The sequence below is a fragment of the Actinomadura opuntiae genome (genome assembly GCF_030283205.1).
GTDB lineage: Bacteria > Actinomycetota > Actinomycetes > Streptosporangiales > Streptosporangiaceae > Spirillospora.
Window position 1 is genome coordinate 158,417 of record NZ_JASNWF010000004.1, and the last position, 17,156, is coordinate 175,572.

Here is a 17,156-nt window from a genome sequence, read left to right on the forward strand (position 1 = left end):
AAGTAAGTACTTGGGGGTAACTTGCACTCACCGTCACCCACGTGACCCGCATCACCGGGATCCGGGCCGACGGCGACCGACCCCGACCAGCCCCCGACCCCCAGGAGCCCCCATGACCGACTCCGCCGACGCCGGCCTCGGCCGCGTCCGCTGGAAGCGTTTCGCCGCCATCGCCGCCCCCGCCGCGGTCGGCGCGGGCGCCCTGGTCTTCATGACCGCGCAGGGCGCCCTCGCGTCCTCGTTCGCCGTGTCCGGCAGCAGCTTCAAGGTCAGCGCCGACTCCCTCACCGGAACGGGCTTCGTCCAGTACGGGGACGTCGACGCGAGCAAGGACGGCACCAAGCACCCCGTGCAGGTCTCCGGGATCAAGAACGCGACGATCACCAACATGTGCCAGTCGGTGAAGGTCGGGCCGTTCACGCTGCGGCTGACCGCGGGCACCGGCGGCAAGCCCGTCCAGGCGTCCGACCTGGTGCTGGACGTCGAGCAGCTGAACGCCGACGCCGAGTTCTCCAACATCGAGATCGGCCGGGACGCCAGCACGCTCGACAAGGGCCCGAACGGCGCCAAGGGCGCGGCGGGCATGTTCGGCCAGCAGGCCGACTCGATCAGGCTCACCGGCGTCAAGCAGGTCGCGTGGGCAACGACGGCCGGCACCTTCAAGCTGAGCAACCTCAGCATGAAGCTCGGCAAGGAGTGCTTCTAACGGTCATGACGGACACGACACCGCACGGGTTCCGCCGCTGGCGGCGGACGCGCCCCTTCTGGGGAGGCGTGTTCGCCGTCCTCGGCGGCGCGGAGCTCATCGCGATCCCCCTCGCCCCCATGCCGCTGGTCGTGCACCAGGGCGTCGCCGGGGTGGCGAGCTGGCTGATCGGCGCGCTGCTGGTCGCCGCCGGCGCGCTGATGTGGTTCCAGCCCGCCCAGCGCAGCTTCTTCGGCGTCCTCGCCGTGCTGCTGTCGCTGGCGTCGTTCCTCACCTCCAACTTCGGCGGGTTCCTCGTCGGGCTGCTGCTCGGCCTGGTCGGCGGGGCGCTCGGCTTCGCCTGGTCGCCCGCGCCCCCGCCCGGGCCGCCGGACGCGCCGCCCGCACCGGACGCGCCGCGCTACCGGAGCGGCGGGCATGGAATCGGCGGGCACGGCATCGGCGCGCACGCTGCGCCGCGCGGCGGCCGGTTCACCGCGTTCGCGCTGCCGCTGGCCCTGCCGGGGCTGCTGGGCCTGCACCTGCTGAGCCCGTCGCCGTCGCCGTCCCCGTCGGCCACCGCGTCCAAGGCGCCCGCGGCCGCGGCGACGCCCGCGCCGTCGGCGAGCGCCTCCCCCTCCCCCAGCGCGACGCCGACCCCCGGCGCGACGCCCAGCCCCACCGCGTCGCCGTCGCCCTCCTGCCCCGACATCCCGGCGAACACGTCCGGGCTGTCGCAGGACCAGGCCCGCAAGCTGCTGCAGGAGTTGCAGTCCAGCAAGGACCCGTCCGCCTGCCTCAAGGCCGACGGAAAGGCCGGGGCCCAGACCACCGCCGCTGGCCCCCGCATCTACAGCGACGCGGGGACGCTGCGGGCCAGCTCGCTCACGATGTCCGGCCTCAGCTACGACGGCGTCGCGTCGCTGCCGTCGGCCGCCGGGACGGTGAAGGCGCTCAAGTTCAGCATGTCCAAGGCCGTGCTGAAGGACGTCGACCAGACCGCGGCGCACGGCGGCGTCACCGGCCGGATCAAGACCGGTGCCCTGACGCTCAGCGGCGACGTCGTCATGTACACGACGAAGATGTCGTCGAAGCTGCTGGGCATCCCGCTGACCTTCACGCCCGCGCAGCCGCCGCCGCTCGTCCTGCCGTTCATGGTGATGACGGACGTGGTGTCGGAGCAGCCGTCGGTGACCGCGAACGGCGCGCAGATCAGCGGCCTCGGCATCAGCACCTGAGGCGCGCCGCCCGCGGCGGCTAGGGCGTCATGAGGCCGGCGACGGCCATGGTGGGCGCGTGCCCGTGGCCCGCGACGCCCAGCGCGTCGATCTGGAGCTTGTGGCGCAGGATGAACGCGCCGGCCAGCACCGCCGCCACCACCAGGATCACCGCGACCGCGATGACCAGGACCGTCTTGCGGTGCTCCGCCTGCCGGACGTCGTGCACGGCCGGCGGCTGAGGCGGGGGCGGCTGCCAGTTCGCGTACTGCCGCGGCTGCTCCCACGGCGGCGGCGTCTGCGGGGGCTGCGGATGCTGGGACCGCGGAGGCGGCGCCCACTCGGTCTCCAGGAGCGTGCGCTCCTCGGGCTCGGGCGCCGGACGCTGCGGCGGCCGGGACCGCGGCGGCTGGGAGTGCGGCGGCTGGGAGTGCGGCGGCTGGGAGTCGCGCGGGTCCTGGCCGGGCCCCGGGTCGCGGCGGGTCACCGGGTCCAGCTCGTCCGGGTCGAGGAGGGTCTCCGACGCCCGGTCGCCGGCGTAGTAGCGCCCCGGCCCGTCCATCACCGTGTCGTCGGCGCTCGGGACGGGCGGCGGCGGGGGCAGCGCCGCGACCTGCGTCAGCAGCGGCTGGGCCTGCACGGCCGTCATCCGGTGCACCGGCTCGCGCGCCAGCAGGCCGTCCAGGACGCGGGCGAGCGGGCCCGCGTTGCGCGCCGGCGGCACCGGATCGGACAGCGCCGCCTGCAACGACGCCATCGCGTCCGACCGCTCGTACGGGGAACGGCCCTCGACCGCCGCGTACATCGTCGCGCCCAGCGCCCACAGGTCGGAGGCGGGCACCGCGCGCTCGCCCTGCGCCCGCTCCGGCGGGATGTAGGCGGGCGACCCCATCACCAGGCCCGTCTGGGTGAGGGTCGCGTCGCCCTCCACCTGCGCGATGCCGAAGTCGGTGAGCACGACCCGCCCCGAGTCGGTGATCAGCACGTTGCTCGGCTTGACGTCGCGGTGCAGGATCCCCTTCTCGTGCGCGTGCCGCAGCGCGCCCAGCATCTGCAGCCCGATCTCGGCGACCCGGCGGTGCTCCAGCGGCCCGCGGTCCATCAGGTCCTGCAGCGAGGGGGCGAGGACCAGCTCCATCACGATCCAGGGCCGGCCGGACTCCTCCACCACGTCGTGGACGGTCACCACGCCCGGATGGTTCAGCCGCGCCGACGCCCGCGCCTCGCGGAACGTCCGCTCGTACAGCACGGCACGCTCGTCGTCGTTCAGCCCGGGCGGGAGGACGACCTCCTTGACCGCGACCTCGCGGTCGAGCATGACGTCGAAGGCGCGCCACACGGTGCCCATCCCGCCGCGGCCGACCACCGAGTCCAGCCGGTAGCGGTTGCCGAGCAGACGTGCCTGTGCCATCGGTCTACGGTCCCCCCAGTGTCATCCCACCCCTGAGGGACGGAACGTGCTGAGCACATCCTTCACGAGTGGCTCTTTGGCGTTCCACTGGGACGAGGGTACCGCCACCACGACCGCGTACGGCGACCCGTTGACGATCACCCCCCGGTCGACGGCGTGGGTGCCGCCGAGCCGCGACCAGGTGAACTCGATGTCGGCGGCCCGGTGCCCCCCGACGCTCGACTGGGTGATCTCCCCGACCTGCTGGAAGTCCTTGAGGAAGCCGTCGGCGATGGCCTGCTGCTTCCACGTCACCCAGTGGTCGAAGGGGTCGCCGGTCCACGGCGTCTCGTCGACCTGCACGTACGCCTTGGTGACCGGGTCGGACCAGACGACGCCGCGGCCCGTCGACGAGCGCTTCCAGCCGGGCGGGACGCCGATCGAGTAACCGGGGCCGGACGCCTTGACGAGACCGGCCGGCCACGTCTTGGTCGGGGAAGACGACGGCGACGGCGACGTCCCGTGCGACGCCGGGGACTGGCTGACGGGCTTCTCGGTTCCCTGCGTCACGGGCTGCCGCGACGCGTCGTCGTTGCGGCCGGAATCGCCGTCCGGCCACAGGAACACCACCGCCGCGGCGACGGCGGCCGCCAGCGCCACCGAGCCGGCGAGGATCGGCACCACCGGCGAGCGCCGCTTGCCCGGCGGGACGCCCACCGTTCCGGGGCCGCCCGGCATCGGCGTCCACTGCTGCCCGTTCGTCCCGGGCGGGTAGTGGGCCGTCAGGTCGGGCACGGGGACGTGGTGGTCCGGCATCGGGGACGGCGCCGACCGCGTCGGCCCCGTCCCGGTGCCGCCGGAGGACGCCGCGTACGACGGCGACCCGTCGGCGACCGTCGCCTGGCTCCAGGCGAGCTGCGCGGCGGCCTGGTCCAGGGCGTGCCCCGACGCGACCGCGGCCAGCGCCTCCTCGGCGCGCTCCGCGGTCATCCGCCGGACCGGGTCGCGTTCCAGCAGCCCGAGCAGCACCGGCTCCAGCGGCCCGGCGTTCTTCGGCGGCGGCACGTCCTGCGTCATCACCGCCGCCAGCACCGCCATCGCGTCGCTGCGGTGGTGCGGCGCCTTGCCCTCGCAGGCGGCGTACAGGGTCGCGCCTAGCGCCCACAGGTCCGAGGCGGGGATGGCGCGGTCGCCGTTGACCCGCTCCGGCGACATGTACGCCGGCGACCCCATGATCAGCCCGGTGCCGGTCAGCGTCGCGTCGCCCGCCATCTGGGCGATGCCGAAGTCGGTGAGCACCGCCCGGTCGTCCTCGGCGACCAGCACGTTCGCGGGCTTGACGTCGCGGTGCAGGATGCCGATCGCGTGCGCGGCGCGCAGCGCCCCGATGATCTGCCGGCCGATCGCGGCGACGCGCCCGGGCGGCAGCGGGCCGTCCTCGTCGACGATGTCCTGGAGGGAGCGCGCCCTGACCAGCTCCATGACGATCCACGGCCGGTCGTCCTCGTCCACGACGTCGTGGACGGTCACCACGCCCGGATGGTTCAGCCGCGCCGACGCGCGCGCCTCGCGCAGCGTCCGCTGGTGCCGGGTGCGGCGGTCGTCGTCGCTCAGCCCGGACGGCAGCAGCACCTCCTTGACCGCCACCTCCCGGTCGAGCGTCTCGTCCTGGGCGCGCCAGACCGTGCCCATGCCGCCGCGGCCGACCACCGACAGCAGCCGGTACCGGCCGGCGAGCAGGTGCCCTTCGTCCATCAGTCCTCCGCCGGCTTGAAGTGCTCGTACACCGGCTGCAGTTGCGAGAATGTGCGGTCCCACGCGTCCTGCGGCGCGCGCAGCAGGATCGCGTAGCCGTGCCCGTTCGCGACGAACCCCCGGTTCAGGATGTGGATCCGGCCGCCGTCGCCCTCGTAGGTGAACTCCCAGTCGGCCGACTTGTCGCCGTTGCCGGTGTCGGGGACGGGCGGGTGGTCGCCGGTCGGCGCGATCTTGATCTTCCGGTAGCCGGTGAAGTTGGCGCCGCCGCCCTCCTGCTCCCGCCAGTCGTCGATCGCGCTCTTGCTCGGGTTGTCGGTCTGGTCGATCTGGATGTAGGTCCGCCGGTCCGGCGCGTAGAAGTAGTCGCCGCCCTGCTTGCGCTCCGGGCCGCTCCACCCGGCCGGGACGGGCACCGAGTAGCCCGACTTGTCGTGGTGGACGGTGAACCCGGCGGGCAGGCCCGTGCTCGGCGCGCTCGGCGAGGCCGACGGGGACGCCTTGGTGGACGGGTGCGAGGACGAGGCGCTGCTCGTCGCCGACGGGCCCGCCTTCCTGTTCTTGCTCTTGTCCGGCTTGCCGCCGCCGCCGGAGTTGGCCCACGCGATGCCGGCGATCACCACGATCGCCAGCAGCACGACCGCGGCCGCGATCATCACTTTGCGGTTCGAGGCGAGCGCGGGACGGCCGGCCGGGCCGGTCGCGCCGCCCATCCGGGTGGTGGCGTCGGGAGGCGGGCCCTGCGCCGGAAGCGTCCCGGGCTCGGCCGCCCAGGACTCCTCCCGGCCCGGGTCGCGCCGGTCGGTGGCGCCGGCCGGCACGTCGAACCGGGTGAGCTGGTCGGGCCGGGCGTCCGGCGACTCGGCGCGCGGCGCGGGCGTGCCCGGCGGGTCGGCCCGGGGCGCCGCCGGGGTGGCGCCCTCGGCTCCGGGCCGCCTCCGGTCGCGCGGCGCGTCGACCCGCCCGCCGTAGGGGTCGGGGATCGTGCTGCCGGGCTCCTGCGCCGGCGGCTCCGCCACCTCCCCCGGCGGGTACTCGACGGCCATCGTCCGCTGCGTGTCGGCGGTCTGCTGCCGGACGATGTCGTCCAGCAGCGCGCCGGCCTCGATCGCGTCCATCCGCTGGTCGGGGTTCTTGCGCAGCAGGCCCTCGATGACCGGGATCAGCCGGCCGCCCTTCTCCGGCGGGTCCGGCTCGTCGGAGATCACCGCGACCAGCGCGGCCATCGGCTCGGAGCGCTCGAACGGCGACCTGCCGTGCAGCATCGCGTACAGGGTGACGCCGAGCGACCAGAGGTCGGAGGCGGGGCCCGCGGTGCGGCCGCGGGCGCGTTCGGGAGCGATGTAGGCGGGCGAGCCCATGACCAGGCCCGTCTGGGTGAGGGTCGCGTCGCCGGAGGCGGTGGCGATGCCGAAGTCGGTGAGCACGGCGCGCTCGCCCATCCGGCCCGCGCCGGTGATCAGCACGTTGCTCGGCTTGACGTCGCGGTGCAGGACCCCGGCCTGGTGCGCGGCGTGCAGCGCGGCCAGCATCTGGCGGGCGATCTCCGCGGCGCGGCGCGGCTCCAGCGGGCCCTCCTGCTTGATCACCTGATCCAGCGAGCGGGCCTTGATCAGCTCCATGATGATCCAGGGCCGGCCGTCCTCCTCCACGACGTCGTAGACGGTGACGACGCCGGGGTGGCCGAGCCGGGCCGCGGTGCGCGCCTCACGGAACGTACGCTTATGGTGGACAGCGCGTTCCTCGTCGGTGAGACCATGCGGGAGGATGACCTCCTTCACCGCGACGTCTCTGCCGAGGACCTCATCGTGTGCCTGCCAGACCGTCCCCATGCCGCCTCGGCCGACCTGGGTCACCAGTCGGTAGCGGCGGGCGAGCAACCGCTCACCGGTGGTCTCATTTGGCATATCCGCGACCATATCGACTTTTGCTGACAACCTTGGATCGAGCTTGCAAGCGACATCCCCCCACTCGTACGACGTCCGGCGCCGCGCCGAGGTTCGCCGCGGGGCGGGCGGGCCCGGACGGGAGCGTGGTGCACGTGACACCCGGTATGAATAAGCCCGGTACGGCCAAGCGGGCCGCGCAAGGCGACGGGGGGACCATGGCGGAGAAGGGCCTACTGGGCGAATGGCGCCGGCTCCTGCAGGCCGCGCCCACCATCTTCTTCTGGTACACCCGTCTCTCCGGGATCCTGTCGCTGCTCGCCTGGGTCTCCTATGGTCTCATCCTCGAGATAACCGATATCTGGGCCCTGCGCTGGATCGGCTACCTGGGCTGGTTCCCCAGCGTGCCCATCGGCATGCTCTGGATCCTGCTGTCGATGGGCATCCGGCGGCGCAAGAAGGCCGCCTGGCGGATCCTGGTCCTGATCTTCTGCCTGCCCGCCGCGCTCGGTGTCGCCGCCGTGCTGAGCACCGTGTTCGACCCGTCCGAGCCGACCTCCGTCGGGCTGATCGTCACCGCCGCCGTGTACCTGGCGGTGCTCGGCCTGCTGGTGTCGGCGCGCGGCCAGTTCACCACGCTGCCCGACCGGGCCAACCGGCGGCTCGCGGCCACCGTCTTCACCAGCCTGCTGATCGTGACCTGCGGGATCGGCACGTTCCTGGTTACCGTCACCGACCGCAACGCCGACGGCGACTTCTGGACGCACCCGTACTACGCGATCCTGCAGACCGTCCTCGGGCCGCGCGTCACCGGCAAGCCGATCGACGTGTCCGTCCCGTTCTGGGTGGACGCGATCCTGTGGGTCCTCGGCACCGGGCTGATGATCGCCACGTTCTGGGCGCTGTTCAAGCCGGGCCGCCGCGACCCGGTGCTCAGCCCGCCCGAGGAGCTCTCGGCGCGTCGGCTGCTGGCCGAGTACGGCGAGCAGGACTCCCTCGGCTACTTCGCGCTGCGCCGCGACAAGGACGTCATGGTCGCACCGAACGGAAAGGCCGCCATCGCCTACCGGGTCGAGGGTTCTGTCTCCCTCGCCAGCGGCGACCCGCTCGGCGACCCCGAGTCCTGGGACCAGGCGATCGAGGCGTGGCTGGAGGAGTGCCGCGAGCACGCCTGGATCCCCGGCGCCGTCAGCGTCGGCGAGCGCGGCGCGCACGTCTACAAGCGGCACGGGTTCGACGCGCTGGAGCTCGGCGACGAGGCGATCATCGACCTCTCCGAGTTCAACCTGGACGGCCGGGAGATGCGGCAGGTCCGGCAGGCCGTCCGCCGGGTCGAGCGGGCCGGGTACACGATCCGGATCCGCCGCCACTCGCAGATCCCCGCCTGGGAGATGGCCAAGCTCATCCGCAGCGCCGACGCCTGGCGCGGCGAGGAGACCGAGCGCGGCTTCTCCATGGCGCTCGGCCGGCTCGGCGACCCCACCGACGGGCGCTGCGTCATGGTCGAGGCGTTCGACGCGCACGGGGAGCTGCGCGGGCTGCTCAGCTTCGTCCCGTGGGGCCGCAGCGGGCTCTCCCTCGACCTGATGCGCCGCGACCGGGCGGCCGAGAACGGCCTGAACGAGTACATGGTCGCCAAGCTCGCCGAGAAGGCCGCCGCGGTCGGGGCGCAGCACCTGTCGCTGAACTTCGCGATGCTGCGCTCGGCGTTCGAGCGCGGCTCCCAGATCGGCGCCGGGCCGGTGTCGCGGCTGTACTACCGGTTCCTGTCGTTCGCGTCGAAGTTCTGGCAGCTGGAGTCGCTGTACCTGTCCAACGCCAAGTACCTGCCCGACTGGCGGCCCCGCTTCATCTGCTACATGCAGGGCCGCCACATCATCCGGCTCGGGCTCGCCTACGCCCGCGCCGAGGGCTTCCTGCCGAACCTCAACCGCCCGAAGCTGGACCGTGCCGCCGCGATCGTCCCGTCCACCGACCTCGTCGAGGAGATCAAGCGGATCGAGGAGGCCGCCGACGCCGCCCGCGCCCCGCAGCGCCGGCTGTCGGAGCAGGAGCGGGTCCGGCACGCCAAGCTCGACCAGATCCGCGCCGCCGGGATGGAGCCCTACCCGCTCGGGTTCGCGCGCACCGACTTCGCCGCCGACGTCCGCGAGCGGTTCGCCGGCCTCGCCCCCGACGCCCGCACCGGCGAGCACGTCGCGATCGCCGGGCGGGTCGTGCTGGCCCGCGAGCACGGCAGGCTGATCTTCGTGACGCTGCGGGACGAGACCGCCGACCTCCAGGTCATGCTGACCTCCGACGCCCTCGGCGCCGAATCGCTGCGCCAGTGGAAGTCGCTGGTCGACCTCGGCGACCAGGTCGGCGTGCGCGGCGAGGTCGGCACGTCGCGGCGCGGCGAGCTGTCGGTGCTCGCGTCGTGCTGGCAGCTCACCGCCAAGTGCCTGCGGCCGCTGCCGAACAAGCGCAGCGGCCTGTCCGACCCGGAGGCCCGGGTCCGGCAGCGCTACGTCGACTTCATCGTCAACGACGAGTCGCGGAAGATGCTGCGGATGCGCGGCGACGCCATCGCCGCCGTCCGCGACGGGCTGCGCGCCCGCGGCTTCCTCGAGGTCGAGACGCCGATGCTGCAGCCGATCCACGGCGGCGCGGCCGCGCGTCCCTTCACCACCCGCATCAACGCCTACAACATGCAGCTCTACCTGCGGATCGCCCCCGAGCTGTACCTCAAGCGGCTGCTCGTCGGCGGCGTCGGGCGGGTCTTCGAGCTGAACCGCAACTTCCGCAACGAGGGCGTGTCGCAGAAGCACAACCCCGAGTTCACGATGCTGGAGGCCTACGAGCCGTACGGCGACTACGACACGATGGCGGAGCTGACCCGCGGCCTGGTCGTGGACGCGGCGTGCGCCGCCCTCGGCACCACCGTCGTCGTGCGCGACGGCGTCGAGTACGACCTGGCCGAGCCCTGGCACGAGATCACCGTCTACGAGTCGGTGTCCAAGGCGCTCGGCGAGGAGGTCACCCCGGACACCCCGCTCTCGGCCGTCCGGGGGTTCGCCGAACGGGCCGGGCTGAACTTCGACCCGGCGTGGGGGCAGGGCAAGATCGTCCAGGAGCTGTTCGAGGCCCTGGTCGAGGAGCAGCTGACCGCGCCCACCTTCGTCCGCGACTACCCCGCCGAGACCTCCCCGCTGACCCGGCCGCACCGCGACGACCCGCGGCTCGCCGAGAAGTGGGACCTGATCGTGTTCGGCCTGGAGCTCGGCACCGCCTACTCCGAGCTGATCGACCCCATCCTGCAGCGGCAGCGGCTCACCGAGCAGTCGCTGCAGGCCGCGGGCGGCGACCCCGAGGCGATGGAGCTGGACGAGGACTTCCTGCGCGCCCTGGAGTACGCGATGCCCCCGGCGGGCGGCATGGGCATGGGCGTCGACCGGCTGCTGATCACGCTCACCGGCCGCAGCATCCGCGAGACGATCCCGTTCCCGCTGGTCCGGCCCGGCTACTAGAGGGCCCGGGGCGCGGGCCGGAACCCCTGCCCGGCGAGCCAGCGGCGCGCCCGTCCGCGGCGCGGCTCCTCCGCCTCCCGCCGCGGGCCCTCCGGCGGGATCGGCAGGTACCGTCCGCCGTCGCCGCACGGCTCGCCTGACGGGGGCTCGTCCGGCGCCAGGACGTCGCCGCGTTCCAGGTCGAGCAGCCACGGCCCGTCCGCCGGACCCGCCTCCAGCGCCTGTGCGATCGCGCCGAGGTCGACGGGCAGCGCCGCCAGGCCGGACGGCCGGGCGCCGAGCGCGGCGGCGAGCTCGTCCGCCAGCTCGGCGTCGCCGGGCAGGCCGCGCTCCTCCAGCTCCGCCAGGCACTTGCGGGCCGCGGCCTCGGCGTCCGCCAGCCCGGCGGCGACCGCCGCGGCCAGCACGTCCCCCGCGTACTGCAGGACCGGGCCGAGCGGCCGCCCGGCCAGCACCGCCAGCCCCCCGCGCGCGTCGCCGCGCGCCACGGCGGCGCGGAGCCCCGCCAGCGCGTCCTCGTCCCACCCGGTCACGGGACCTTTGTACAGACAACCAACGACCGAATACGGCGAGTGCCGAGAAATCACACGTCAGCCCCGCGCGGCGAGGCCGTCCATCACCAGGTCCAGCAGATGGTCGCGGCGCGCGGCGAGGGACGGCGCCGTGTCGGCGATCGACGCGACGCCGCTGAAGAGCGCGAAGAGGTCGGTCCCGTCGACGTCCGGGCGGATCTCCCCGGCCTCCTGCGCGCGGGCGAGCAGGTCGGCGCCCGCCGCCCGCATGCGCGCGCACGAGGCGTGCAGGGACGTGGTGTCGTCCTCCAGCGTCGCGACCAGGGACGCGGCGAGCCCCCGGTAGCCGGCGACGCCGGTCGCGAACTCGCGCAGCCACGCGGCCAGCGCCTCGCCGGGCGGGCGCGCGTCCCGCAGCGCCTCGGCGCGGTCGGCGAGCCGGTCGAACCGGCCGCCGAGCAGCGCCTCCAGCAGTTCCTCGCGCGTCGCGAAGTGCCGGTAGAGGGTGCCCATCCCGACCCCGGCGCGGCGCGCGATGTCGCGCAGCGACGCCTGCGTCCCCTGCTCGGCCACGACCGCGGCCGCCACGTCCAGGATGCGCTCCCGATTGCGCCGGGCGTCGGCCCGCAGCGTGCGCGTCATGCCCGCATCCTAGGCGGTTGACAATCGGAGCAGCGCTCCGCCTATGATTCGGAGCACTGCTCCACTTATTCTGGAGGCCCTCTCGTGAAAGCGATCCGCGCGCACGGCTTCGGCGACCCCGGCGTGCTCGTCCTGGACGACGTCCCCGTCCCCGAGCCCGGCCCCGGCGACGTCCTGATCCGCGTCCGCGCCGCCTGCCTCAACCCGCCCGACTGGTACGCCCGGCGCGACTTCGCCATGTTCGCCGACGAGCACTTCGCCGGCCGGGAGCGCCCGCGCCTCCGGTTCCCCTGGACGCCCGGCTCCGACGTCTCCGGCGTCGTCGCCGCCGTCGGGCCCGGCGTCACCGGCTTCGCCGTGGGCGACGCCGTCTTCGGCCTCGTCCGCTTCCCCGGCCTGAACAACGGCGGGCGCGCCTACGCCGAGTACACCACCGCGCCCGCCGCGCACCTCGCCCGCAAACCGCCGTCCGTCGACCACGTCCACGCCGCCGCCGTCCCGATGGCCGGGCTGACCGCCTACCAGTACCTGGTCGACCACATCCGGCTGCCGCACGGATGGACCGTCCTGGTGAACGGCGCCGCCGGCGGCGTCGGGCACTTCGCCGTCCAGCTCGCCAAGACCCGCGGCGCGCACGTCATCGCGGTCGCCTCGTCCCGCCACGAGGCCTTCCTCCGCGACCTCGGCGCCGACGAGTACGTCGACTACACCGCGACCGCCCCCGAGGACGCCGTCCGCGACGCCGACCTCGTCGTCGACACCGTCGGCGGCCCCGACGGCCACCGGTTCCTCAAGGCGGTCAGGGACGGCGGGGTGATCAGCCCCGTCTTCCACGGCGAGTACCACCGGGAGGAGGCCGCCCGGCGCGGCATCGAGTTCCGCGGCGGCCAGGTCCACTCCGACGGCGCCCAGATGGCCGAACTCGCCGCCCTGCTCGCCGACGGCTCCCTGCGCGCCGGCATCGACTCGGTCTTCGACCTGGCCGACGCCGCGAAGGCCCACGAGCGCGCCGAACGCGGCCACATCCAGGGCAAGATCGTGCTGTCCGTGCCCTGACCTGGCGGGAACCGGAGATCAAGGAACTCGTGGACGGCCCCCGGCGCCGCGAACGACAGCAGGCGACGGGCCTCCTCCTCGACGGGCGCGGCGTCCGGCAGCGGACCGAGCAGATCGACGCTCAGCGCGGCGCGCCCCGCCCTCCGGTCGTGCCGGAGCCTCCAGACGCCGCGGACCCGGCCGTCCACCAGCAGCGTGGGGTGGGTGAGCGAACCCACGCTCGAAGAGCTCCGCACCGCTCTCGTCCCGGTCGAGCTCCAGGTCCGCGCGGAGCTGCTCGAACGCGGCGTCCACGCGGCGCAGACCCGACCAGATCTGGAAGTCCTTGACGGACGCCGGGCCGAACGCGGCCAGATAGCGGCGGATCAGCGGCGCCGGATCCGACCGCGGCGGCCGACGTCGGCCCCGGCTCGGTGATCTTCGTGCCGGCGGGCGAGGAGCACCGCTTCACCGACATCACCGAGGACCTCGTGCTCCTCGTCGTCTTCGGCCCCGCCTTTGGCTCACGCACACCCTGACTGCGCCACCCGCCGAAGCGGCCTCAGTGCCCGGACTGCTCGCGGTAGACCTCCACCGCATACCGCAGGCGCGCGCCGACCAGCAGCGCCTCGTCCTCGGGACAGGCCAGCAGGCGGCTCACCAGGTCGACGAGCTGGTCGTCGGTGAGATCGGGCTCCCGCTCGGCGACGCGCGCCACGATCCGCATCAGCTCGGGCCGCTTGTACGTCGCGATCGACCGCCCGCGCTGGACGCGCGGCGACTCGTCCTCCGCACCGGGCCCGGCCCGCTCCCCCCGCACAACACGCCACTCGTCCGCCCCACCGGAACCCCGCCCGCCAGCCCCGGACGCACTCGCCGGACCAGCCGACCCGGCACCGGCCGCTTCCGCATGCCGCGCACCGGCCCGCCGCTCGGGCAGCGGCCGCTCGGGTGGACACCCGCCGGGCGCGGACGCACTCGGCGGGCCGACCGGAGCGGCGCCAACCGGTCCCTCATCCCGCGCACCAGTCCGCCGCTCGGACGGGCGCTGCTCGGGCGGACGTGCGCCCTGCGTGGATCCGCTCGGCGGGCCGGGCGAAGCGGCGCCGGCCGGTTGTTCGTCGCGTGCGGCGGCACGTCGCTCGGGCGGACGCGCGCCGGGGGCGGACGCGCTCGGCGGGGCGGCGGCACGTCGCTCGGGCGGACGTGCGCCGGGGGCGGACGCGCTCGGCGGGGCGGCAGGGCGTTGCTCGGGTGGGGGTGGCGGTGCGTTTCGGGGGGTGAGCGGGGTGGCGCTGACCGGTTCCTCGGGCTGCGCATGGGTCCGCGGCTCGGGTGGGCGCGCGGCGGGGGGTGGTGTGGCGGAGCGCTCCTGTGGGGGGCCGGTGGGTCGGGCGTGGCGGCCGGCGGGGCGTCTCGGGTCGGGCGGCGGTGCGGCGCGTTGTTGGGGGACGGGGTCCGGGGCGGGAGGCGCCGGGGCGGGCTCGGCCGGGTGGGCGTCTTCGGGGGCCTTCTGCGGGGGGTCCGGGGGCGCGAGGAGGGTGAAGAGGGACGCGGTCGGGGTGACGGTGTCGCGGAGGGACGCCGGTAGCGGCGTCGCAGGCGGCGGGCCCTCGGGGACGGGGAGTCCGGGGCCGGCCGGGCCGACGAGGATGCTGCGGGGCGCGAGCCACAGCAGGAAGAGGGCCTCGGCGCCGGCGTCCTGCTCACCGTCCACGATGACGGCGTCGAACGCGTCCGGATAGGGCGGGACGGCGTCGGGAATGCGCCACAGCGGGACGATCCAGGCGGGCACGGTCTCCAGCGGGGACGCGGGCGCCGGGGGCAGGGCGGCGCGGACGGCGGTCCAGGCGCGGGCGGAGTCAAGGGCGGCGCCGGCGGCGCGCAGGCGCTCCTCGGCGGCGTTCAGGGACGCGCGGAGCCGCTGCTCGGTCGGGGAGAGGGCGGTCTCGGCGAGGCGGCCGGACGCGCGGGCCCACGCCCAGGCGTCGTCCCACTTGCGGGTGCGCTCGTGCCAGGCGTCGTCGCCGTCGGTGGCGAGGAGCAGGTGGGCGAGGTCGGGGTGGACGGCCCGGACCCGGTCGAGGAGCTCCTCGCAGCGCAGCTGGAGGGCGCGTTCGTGGCGGGCCTCGGCGAGCGCGCCGAGGCAGCGGCCGTAGGCGCCGGCGTCGCGGGCGTCGATGGCGGCGCGGGCGGCGACGAGCTCGGGGGGCGCGCCGGGGCCGGCGGGGCCGATGGAGTCGCGCAGGGCGTCGAGGTCGGCGGCGGCGCGGTTGACGCCGAGGCCCTCCAGCGCGCTGTCCAGGGCGGCGACGTAGCCGTGCCACTGCAGCGGGTGGCTGAGCGGGACGGCGAGCCCGGCGCGGTCGAGGAGGTCCCGGGTCTCGTCGACGTACGGGATGAGGCGGTGGACGCGGTCGAGCCGGGCGTGCGCGCGGACGAACCGGGCGACCCGGTCGGCGGGCGGGAGGTCGGCGGGGAAGGAGATGCCGGCGGCCTCCCAGACGTACTGGAGCTCCTGGCAGGTCATCCGGATCATGAGGTCGGTGAAGACCAGGTCCAGCGCGGCGGCGGTGGCGGGCGGCTCGCCGTCGACGGTGACGCCGGCGAGCAGCGCGTCGGCCTGCTTCTGCGCGGCGGACCGCAGCGGCCCGCGCTTGAGGGTGCCGCCTTCGGTGAGGTGGTTGCGCAGGTCCTGCGCGGCGCTCGCGAGGCGGCGCAGGTGCAGTTCGCCGGCCGGCAGCCGGACGCGGTGGCCGCCCATGCCCTCGATGGCGCGTTCGGCCCATTCGGCGCGGGACGCCATCTCGATGACCCGCGTCCAGACGAGGGGGCGGCGGCGGGCGAGGGCGTCGGCGAACGCGCGGACGGCGAGGTCGGCGGGGTTCCAGCCGCCGGGGTGGCCGTCCAGGCCGAGGGCGCGCAGCGCGGCGCCGACGTTGGACGCGGCGCCGTCGAGCCGGGCGAGCAGGGTGACGTCGTGGGCGCGCAGCCGGCGCGACAGGTCGGTCTCGGACCGCTGGACGCGGTCGGCGGCGGCCGCCTCCGCCTCGATGAGGGTGCGGACGTAGGGGGCGCTCGGCAGGGTGCCGGGGTCGACGTCGCGCTGGGCGGTGCGGGCCTTGCGCTCGGGCGTCTCGCTCGCGAGCAGCGCGGTGAGTTCGGCGGCCTCGGCGGCGGAGATCGGCGGGGTCGGCGGCAGGTCGGGCGCGACGGGCATCCACGACAGGCCGGGCGCCTCGGCGCGGAGCCGCTCGGCGAGCTCGCCGCGCGCGCCGCGGTAGCCGGACCCGAGGTCGGCGACGGAGCCGCTGCGCAGGTGCTCGGTCAGCTCGGCGACGTCCTGCTCGGCCTGCGCCGCCCGCTCGGCGAGGTCGGTGAGGTCGGGGACGGGCGCGGCGGCGCGGGCCCGGACGGTGTCGGCGGCCTGCGCGGCGGTGGCGGGGTCGGCGACGGTGAGGGCGGCGAGGTCGGGCGGCAGCGCGGCGCGCAGCGCGGCGGACGCGGAGGCGCCGGACGTGGCGACGAGCACCCGGTGGCCGCGCACCAGCAGCCCGGTGAGCAGGTCGGGGACTGTGCGCGGGGTGCGTTCGGGCACGTGCATGACCTGCGGGCGGCGGGCGGGGTCGAGGAACCGGGCGAGCCCCTCGGGGACGCCGTGCGACAGCAGCCCGATCAGCCGGGTGCAGTAGTCGGCGGCGGCCTCGCGCCCGGGCGGCCGGACGACCAGGGCGGGCGCGAGCCGCAGCCGCGGGACGGGGGTCGGCGCGCCCTCGGCGGCCCAGTCCTCCCGGTAGTCGACGGTGCCGGAGATCGCGGTGGCGCACCATTTGCGCAGGACGTCGCCGACCGAGGCGTGCAGCCCGAACCCCTGCCCGGCCTGGACGGCGTCCGACACCCAGTCGGCGGGCCGGAACCCGGGCGTGTCCGCGAGCAGTTCCCGGTCGCGCAGGGTGGTGCGGCCGGCGAGGACGACGTCGATGCGCTCGGTGCGCTCGTCCAGGGCGATCCGGACGGGGGTGCCGAGGAGGTGGTCGTGCACGGGCGGCGCGTCCGGCGGCCGCCAGGCGAACAGGCCGGTGGCGAGGAGGACGTCGTGGTCGGCGAGGTCGCGCAGGATCCGGTACCAGTGCCGGAGGCCGAGCCAGCCGTCGAACTCCTCCAGGACGGCGGGCGGCGTCAGCGGGATGACCGGGACGCTGAACAGCACGTCGCCGGGCCCGGCGTCGGTCTCCACGTAGACGTCGCCGGGCAGGTCGGCGAGCCAGTGCACCTGCTCGTGCTCGGCCAGGTCGCGGGACGGGCGGCGCCGGGCGCGCGCGAGGTCGCGCAGGTGGCCGAGCAGCCGCGCGGCCTGCTCGGCGCTGGCCGCCGCGTCGCGCGCGGCGGCCCCCGGCGCGCCCCGCCGGGCGTCCGGGGTCGCATGCCCGCCGCCGCCCGCCTCCCGGGCGGCGTCGCCCGCCGACCGGCCCGGGCCCGGGCCCTGCTCCGGCACCGCGGCTCCTTCCCCGGGGCCGCGGTGCCGCCC

11 protein-coding genes are annotated in these 17,156 nt (G+C 75.2%); 4 read left to right on the forward strand and 7 right to left on the reverse strand.

The genetic code is table 11. From position 1 onward, the window contains the following. The first annotated feature begins 112 nt into the window (after window positions 1-112). Window positions 113-706: a DUF6230 family protein gene (locus tag QP089_RS09630; protein WP_285911068.1), complete on the forward strand. Its 594-nt coding sequence runs from the start codon at window positions 113-115 to the stop codon at window positions 704-706. Between the two features lie 5 nt (window positions 707-711). Beyond that, complete coding sequence (locus tag QP089_RS09635; protein ID WP_285911069.1) at window positions 712-1,923, forward strand: DUF6114 domain-containing protein; 1,212 nt, start codon at window positions 712-714, stop codon at window positions 1,921-1,923. Between the two features lie 19 nt (window positions 1,924-1,942). Here QP089_RS09635 and QP089_RS09640 read toward each other — a convergent pair whose 3' ends face one another. Genes QP089_RS09640 through QP089_RS09650 form a run of 3 tightly spaced genes read right to left on the reverse strand, consistent with a single transcriptional unit; the run spans window position 1,943 to window position 6,954 of the window. Further along, window positions 1,943-3,313 carry a serine/threonine-protein kinase gene (locus QP089_RS09640; protein WP_285911070.1) on the reverse strand — a complete coding sequence of 457 codons (1,371 nt, stop codon included), beginning with the start codon at window positions 3,311-3,313 and terminating at the stop codon, window positions 1,943-1,945. Window positions 3,314-3,334: 21 nt separating this feature from the next. Further along, window positions 3,335-5,047: a serine/threonine-protein kinase gene (locus QP089_RS09645; protein WP_285911071.1), complete on the reverse strand. Its 1,713-nt coding sequence runs from the start codon at window positions 5,045-5,047 to the stop codon at window positions 3,335-3,337. Continuing rightward, window positions 5,047-6,954, reverse strand: a complete 1,908-nt coding sequence (locus QP089_RS09650; RefSeq protein ID WP_285911072.1) for a serine/threonine-protein kinase — start codon at window positions 6,952-6,954, stop codon at window positions 5,047-5,049. Before QP089_RS09650 ends, QP089_RS09645 begins: the two co-directional genes overlap by 1 nt. Before the next feature lie 197 nt (window positions 6,955-7,151). On the opposite strand from QP089_RS09650, the gene lysX reads away from it, so the two are divergent. After that, window positions 7,152-10,439: a bifunctional lysylphosphatidylglycerol synthetase/lysine--tRNA ligase LysX gene (lysX, locus tag QP089_RS09655; protein WP_285911073.1), complete on the forward strand. Its 3,288-nt coding sequence runs from the start codon at window positions 7,152-7,154 to the stop codon at window positions 10,437-10,439. Here the strand turns inward: lysX and QP089_RS09660 are convergent. Continuing rightward, complete coding sequence (locus QP089_RS09660; RefSeq protein WP_285911074.1) at window positions 10,436-10,972, reverse strand: hypothetical protein; 537 nt, start codon at window positions 10,970-10,972, stop codon at window positions 10,436-10,438. The genes lysX and QP089_RS09660 overlap by 4 nt on opposite strands. A gap of 57 nt (window positions 10,973-11,029) precedes the next feature. After that, a complete protein-coding gene (locus QP089_RS09665) occupies window positions 11,030-11,593 on the reverse strand; it encodes a TetR/AcrR family transcriptional regulator (protein ID WP_285911075.1) in 564 nt (187 codons plus the stop codon). Window positions 11,594-11,677: 84 nt separating this feature from the next. Here QP089_RS09665 and QP089_RS09670 point away from each other — a divergent pair, with 84 nt between their 5' ends. After that, window positions 11,678-12,649, forward strand: coding sequence for an NADP-dependent oxidoreductase (locus QP089_RS09670; RefSeq protein WP_285911076.1), 972 nt, complete (start codon window positions 11,678-11,680; stop codon window positions 12,647-12,649). Window positions 12,650-12,667: 18 nt separating this feature from the next. Here the strand turns inward: QP089_RS09670 and QP089_RS49115 are convergent, their stop codons facing one another. Then, complete coding sequence (locus QP089_RS49115) at window positions 12,668-13,018, reverse strand: DNA glycosylase AlkZ-like family protein (RefSeq protein WP_512699676.1); 351 nt, start codon at window positions 13,016-13,018, stop codon at window positions 12,668-12,670. 172 nt (window positions 13,019-13,190) lie between these two features. Next, a complete protein-coding gene (locus QP089_RS09680) occupies window positions 13,191-17,123 on the reverse strand; it encodes a hypothetical protein (RefSeq protein ID WP_285911077.1) in 3,933 nt (1,310 codons plus the stop codon). Window positions 17,124-17,156 lie beyond the last annotated feature (33 nt).